Here is a 6,223-nt window from a genome sequence, read left to right on the forward strand (position 1 = left end):
TGTGGACAACGGCTCGAGCCCGGATCCGAACGATCTACGTGCCGCGGCTGGACCCCAGGCAAGCGCCCGGAGCGCGGCCGACCGCTCGTCGGCGTCTGCTGGCACTCTGAGATGCTGGTCGGTGTTCCCTGCGGGGTGACTCCGAACAACCGGAGGGAACGACAGGAGGCCTAACCATGAAGTTCCGGGTGGAACGGGATGAATTCACCGAAGCGGTCGCCTGGACCGCACGCACGTTGCCGAGCCGGCCGACCACCCAGTTGCAGGTGCTCTCGGGCCTGCTCCTCGACGCGACCGGACCGATGCTCAAGATCGCCGCGTACGACTACGAGGTGGCCGCCCAGTGCACGGTGCACGCGACCGTGTCGGAGGAGGGGCGCGGGCTCGTCAACGGCAAACTGCTCGCGGAGATCACCCGGGCGCTGCCCGCGGCACCGGTCGATCTGGGCATCGACGGCACCCGTTTGGTGATCACTTGTGGCAATGCTCGGTTCGCGTTGCCGATGCTGCCGGTGGACGACTACCCAGCCCTTCCGGCCATGCCCCCGATCACGGGGCACATCGAGGGATCCGCGTTCGCTGCGGCGGTCTCACAGGTGGCGATCGCGGCCGGTCGTGACGACACGCTGCCGGTCCTTACCGGGGTCCGCCTCGAGATCGAGGGGGACACCCTCACCCTCGCCGCGACCGACCGTTACCGGCTCGCCGTGCGGACGCTGAAGTGGCGGCCGTCGGAAACAGCCGCCGGGCTCGGTGCGGGCGGTGTGACCAGTGCGGACAGCCCCCCGCCCACACCGGTCACGGTCGCCCTCGTGCCGGCCCGCACCTTGCTCGACACCGCGAAGTCGTTGTCGGGTTCAGGGGTGGAGGTGTCCATCGCGCTCGGGGCGGGGCCCTCCGGCGAGACGCTGGCCGGTTTCGCCGGCTCGACCCGGCAGACGACGACCCGGTTGCTCGACGGAAGCTTCCCGCCCTACCGCAAGCTGTTGCCGGACAGCTCGCCGTTGATCGCGCAGCTGGAGATCGCCCCGTTGCAGGAGGCTGTCAAACGGGTGGCGCTGGTCGCTGCGAAGACCGCACCGGTGCAGCTGACGTTTTCCCCGGACCACCTCGTGCTGGAGGCTGGAACGGGCGGTGAGGCGCAGGCAACGGAGACCCTCCCGGTGACCTACGATGGGCCGGAGCTGTCTGTGGCGTTCAACCCGTCGTACCTGCTCGACGCGCTCGGGGCGCTGGAGTCGGACGTCGTACGGGTCGGTTTCGCCAGCGCGGAGGACCCGGCGGTGGCGGCGAACAAGCCGGCGATCCTGACCCGGAAGGCCGACGACGACGGCGAGGTCCCCGACTACCGGTACCTGCTGATGCCGATCCGCCTGCACGGGTGACGTGCACCTCACGCACCTGTCCCTCGTCGACTTCCGGTCCTACCCAGCTCTTGACCTAACGCTGGGTCCGGGAGTGGCCACCTTCGTGGGTGGTAACGGCCAGGGGAAGACCAACGTGATCGAGGCGATCAGCTATGTCGCCACGCTGGCCAGCCACCGGGTCGCTGGGGACGCCCCGCTGGTCCGTGACGGCGCGTCTCGGGCGGTCATCCGCGCCAGGATCGTCCGGGGTGACCGGGCCGCGCTGGTGGAGATCGAGATCGTTCCGGGAAAGGCGAACCGGGCCCGGTTGAACCGGGCTCCCGTCGCCCGGCCGCGTGACATCGTCGGTCTGCTGTGCACCGTGCTGTTCGCCCCGGAGGACCTGGCCCTGGTGAAGGGGGATCCGGCGCAGCGTCGTCAGTTCCTCGACGAGCTGCTGATCGCCCGGACCCCGAGGATGGCCGCGGTCCTCGCCGACTACGACCGGGTCCTCAAACAACGATCGACCCTGCTACGCACCGCCGGGACGGCCCGGCGAGCCGGGGGGCAGGGAGATCTGCGCACCCTCGACGTCTGGGACGGGTACCTGGCCACGCATGGCGCCGAGGTGCTGGCCGCACGGTTGGCACTCGTCGATGCGTTGCGGCCGGCCGTGGCCGCGGCGTACGAGGCCGTCGCCGACGCCGAGTCCGCCACCGCGCTGGACTACCGTTCCAGCGTCACCCTCCCGGACACCTTGCCTGCACCCGGTCCACCCGGTCCACAGGGCCAGCCAGAGCAGCCGGGCGCAGGTCGGCCGGGTCCGGCGGCACCGGATCGGACCATGCTGGCGGAGGCGATCCGCGCCGATCTGGAGGCCGCCCGGCCGCGGGAGGTCGAACGGGGGATGACGCTGGTCGGTCCGCACCGCGACGATCTGCTCTTGTCGATCAACGGGCTCCCGGCCCGCGGCTACGCGAGTCACGGCGAGTCTTGGTCCCTCGCCCTCGCGCTCAAGCTGGCCTCGTTCGACCTGCTGCGTGTCGATGACCGCGAGCCGGTCCTGCTCCTGGACGACGTTTTCGCCGAACTGGACACGCGTCGCCGCGGTCGGCTCGCGGAACTCGTCGCCTCCGCGGAGCAGGTACTGGTCACAGCCGCGGTCGAAACCGACGTTCCCACGGAGCTGACCGGGGTGCGGTACGCCGTCGCCGACGGAGAGGTCCAGCATGCCCACTGAGCGCCCAGACCCCCGGGACCATCCCACCGCGCCCGGGCGGTCCCGGGGAGGTGCCGGGAGCCGAGGGAAGACCGAGGGGCCGGACGGCACCGCAGCCCGCGGAGCGGACCTGGCGCGGGAGATCCTCGCCCAGGCCAAACGGGACGCGCGGGAGCGTGGGCGGGGACGGGGGGGCGCCGGCCACACCGCCCGCCACCCGGCCGGGCCGGGTCCGGCCGGACCCGGCCCTGGTTGCGGTGGCGGGATGCCAGGTGCTGACGGCGGCACGTGGGCCGATGAGGAGGCATCCGCCGGCGCCACCGGGACGGGCGGTCCGTGGGGCCCGGGCTCTCGGGCCCGCCTCGGTGCCCGGCGGGCCGACCCGTCGGACGACCAGATGCCCCGCCGGCCGCGGATGCCGGGCATCGCACCGCCCGGCCGGGAATGGCGCGAACCGGTCGGTTTCGGGACGGCGATCAACCGGCTGCTGGCGGCCCGTGGCTGGAAGGCTCAGGCGAGCGATGCGAACGTTCTGGCCCGATGGGATGTCATCGTCGGGCCGGACATCGCCGACCACTGCACCCCGGTGTCCCTGCGTGACGGAGAGCTGGAACTTGTCGCGGAGTCGACGGCCTGGGCGACCCAGCTGCGCATGCTGTCCCGGCAGCTCCTCGGCATCCTGCACCGGGAGCTCGGTCCACACGTGGTCCGCCGGATCGTCGTGCGTGGACCGACGGCGCCGTCCTGGCGGCACGGGTCCATCCGAACCGGCGGTCGAGGACCCCGTGACACCTACGGCTGAGACCGGCGTTCGGCTGGCGCCCGCCTGACGCTCCCTGCGCCCCTGCGCTCTCCAGTAGCCCCGGTGCTCCAGGCGCCCCTTGGCGCCTGGAGCGTGCCTGTGGTATCCGTCGGGGCGACTGGGATGATCATGACGGTTCCGCGGGGTCGCGGTGCCGGTGACAGTCGTGGAGGCGCGCCAAGGCGGTCGGGGGAGTCGGTCCGGTAGGGGGGGTTGGCCATCCCCATGTGCGTGGCGCTGCGCAGACGTCAGGGGGTTCCCTGCGTCCGCTATGGCGGGTTGCCGGGTAGACTGGTGGATACTTCCGCCCAGAACGAGGGGACCCGTCGCGTGGCCTACGATGCAAGTTCGATCAAGGTTCTCGAAGGTCTTGACGCGGTCCGCAAGCGTCCTGGTATGTACATCGGCTCCACTGGAGAGCGTGGACTGCATCATCTCGTCTACGAGGTCGTGGACAACGCGGTGGACGAGGCGCTCGCCGGTTACTGCGACACCATCACCGTGACGCTGCTTGCCGACGGCGGGGTGCGGGTCACCGACAACGGCCGCGGCATTCCCGTCGGCATGCATCCCACCGAGAAGCGGCCCGCCGTCGAGGTCGTGCTGACCACCCTGCACGCCGGCGGGAAGTTCGACGGCAAATCGTATGCGGTGTCCGGCGGGCTGCACGGAGTCGGCGTCAGCGTGGTCAACGCGCTGTCCACCCGGCTCGACGTGGAGATCCAGCGGGAGGGGCACGTCTGGTTCCAGCCGTACGTGGCGACCCGCCCGGACAAGCCGCTGGCCAAGACCGGTACCACCCGCAAGACCGGGACGTCGGTCACCTTCTGGGCGGATCCGACGATCTTCGAGACCACCGAGTACAAGTACGAGACGCTCGCCCGCCGCCTGCAGGAGATGGCCTTCCTCAACAAGGGGCTGTCGATCACGCTCGTCGACGAGCGTGACGAGGAACGCATGGCGGTCACCTACAAGTACGCCAACGGCCTGGTCGACTTCGTCGGTCACCTCAACGCCACGAAGGACACCATCCACCGCAGCGTGATCTCGCTGGAGTCGAAGGGCGTGGGCATCGAGGCCGAGCTCGCGATGCAGTGGAACGGCGGCTACACCGAGTCGGTCTACACCTTCGCGAACACCATCAACACCCACGAGGGCGGCACCCACGAGGAGGGCTTCCGGGCCGCGCTGACCAGCGCCGTCAACGCCTACGCCAAGGACCAGAACTTGCTCAAGCCGGTGAAGGCCGGGGCCAAGAACAGCGACGAGCGGCTCTCCGGCGACGACATCCGGGAGGGCCTTACCGCGATCATCTCGGTGAAGCTCGCGCAGCCGCAGTTCGAGGGCCAGACCAAGACCAAGCTCGGCAACACCGAGGCCAAGAAGTTCATCCAGGAGATGTGCTACTCGGCGCTCAAGGACTGGTTCGAGGTCAACCGCACCGAGGCTCGGGCTATCGTCAGCAAGGCGCTCGACGCCCAGCGGGCCCGCATCGCCGCCCGTCAGGCCCGCGATCTGACCCGGCGCAAGGGTCTGCTCGGCGGCACCGGTCTGCCGGGCAAGCTCGCCGACTGCCAGTACACCGATCCCGAGCGGTGCGAGCTGTACATCGTCGAGGGTGACTCGGCGGGTGGGTCGGCCAAGGGTGGTCGGGACTCGAAGTTCCAGGCGATCCTCCCGCTGCGAGGAAAGATCCTCAACGTCGAGAAGGCCCGCATCGACCGCGTCCTGAAGAACACCGAGGTCCAGGCCCTCATCCAGGCGCTGGGTACCGGCATCCACGACGATTTCGACATCGCGAAACTGCGCTACCACAAGATCGTATTGATGGCGGACGCCGACGTCGACGGCCAGCACATCCGGACCCTGCTGCTGACGCTGCTGTTCCGGTTCATGCGCCCGCTGGTCGAGGCCGGTCACGTGTTTCTGGCGCAGCCGCCGCTCTACAAGATCAAATGGGGTAGGGAGGACTGGGAGTACGCCTACTCCGACCGGGAGCGCGACGGGCTGGTCGCCCGCGGGGTGGAGTCCGGGCGCAAGCTGCCCAAGGATGCCATCCAGCGATTCAAGGGTCTCGGCGAGATGAACGCCACCGAGCTGTGGGACACCACCATGGACCCGGACCGGCGCATCCTGCTGCAGGTCACGCTCGACGATGCGGCGGTCGCCGACGAGTTGTTCTCCGTGCTCATGGGTGAGGATGTCGACGCGCGTCGCAGCTTCATCCAACGTAATGCCAAGGACGTGCGTTTCCTGGACATCTGACCCGGCCGTGTCGCGTGCCTCGGATCGGTCGTCGGGTGGCCCTCAGGTCGGTCCGGGCGCGGCGATCCCGACGGTCCGACCCGGCGAACGGAGGGCTCCGGATCCCACCCGCCGTCGGATCCCACCCGGCCCCGTTGCCCGTCCCGCCCGTCCCGCCCTGACGCCCTGACGCCCTGACGACTGCTCCCACTGTCCTGGAAGGACCCCGTGGTCGACGTCCTACCTCCTCCCCCCGGCGACCGCATCGAGCCCATCGGCATCGAAGTCGAGATGCAGCGGTCGTATCTCGACTACGCCATGTCGGTCATCGTCGGCCGTGCGCTGCCGGAGGTACGCGACGGGCTCAAGCCCGTCCATCGCCGGGTCCTCTACGCCATGTACGACGGCGGCTACCGCCCCGACCGCGGGTACTTCAAGTGCTCCCGCGTGGTCGGGGACGTCATGGGTAACTACCACCCCCACGGCGACACGGCGATCTACGACACCCTCGTCCGGCTCGCGCAGGGCTGGTCGTTGCGCTACCCGCTGGTCGACGGGAACGGCAACTTCGGCTCGCCCGGCAACGATCCACCCGCCGCCATGCGGTACACC

The 6,223-nt window shown here is 69.8% G+C and carries 5 protein-coding genes; all 5 read left to right on the top strand.

From position 1 onward, the window contains the following. Positions 1 to 176: 176 nt before the first annotated feature. On the top strand, positions 177 to 1,385 hold the full coding sequence (gene dnaN, locus ACY45C_RS13795; protein ID WP_462188011.1) for a DNA polymerase III subunit beta: 1,209 nt from the start codon (positions 177 to 179) through the stop codon (positions 1,383 to 1,385). 1 nt (position 1,386) lies between these two features. Continuing rightward, entirely contained in the window at positions 1,387 to 2,586 is a 1,200-nt protein-coding gene (gene recF, locus ACY45C_RS13800; protein WP_462188012.1) for a DNA replication/repair protein RecF, read from the top strand. Beyond that, positions 2,576 to 3,367 (top strand): DciA family protein, encoded by a 792-nt coding sequence (locus ACY45C_RS13805; RefSeq protein ID WP_462188013.1) that lies wholly within the window; start codon positions 2,576 to 2,578, stop codon positions 3,365 to 3,367. The genes recF and ACY45C_RS13805 overlap by 11 nt, the downstream gene beginning before the upstream one ends. 330 nt (positions 3,368 to 3,697) lie before the next feature. Then, entirely contained in the window at positions 3,698 to 5,632 is a 1,935-nt protein-coding gene (gene gyrB, locus ACY45C_RS13810; protein WP_462188014.1) for a DNA topoisomerase (ATP-hydrolyzing) subunit B, read from the top strand. A 207-nt stretch (positions 5,633 to 5,839) separates the two neighbouring features. Beyond that, a partial coding sequence (locus ACY45C_RS13815) for a DNA gyrase subunit A (protein ID WP_462188015.1) occupies positions 5,840 to 6,223 on the top strand: 384 nt, incomplete at its 3' end.

This window comes from Frankia sp. CcWB2 (assembly GCF_977927585.1).

Coding starts and splice junctions, on each gene's coding strand:
- dnaN (WP_462188011.1), top strand. CDS start 177: ATGAAGTTCCGGGTGGAACGGGATGAATTCACCGAAGCGGTCGCCTGG.
- ACY45C_RS13805 (WP_462188013.1), top strand. CDS start 2,576: ATGCCCACTGAGCGCCCAGACCCCCGGGACCATCCCACCGCGCCCGGG.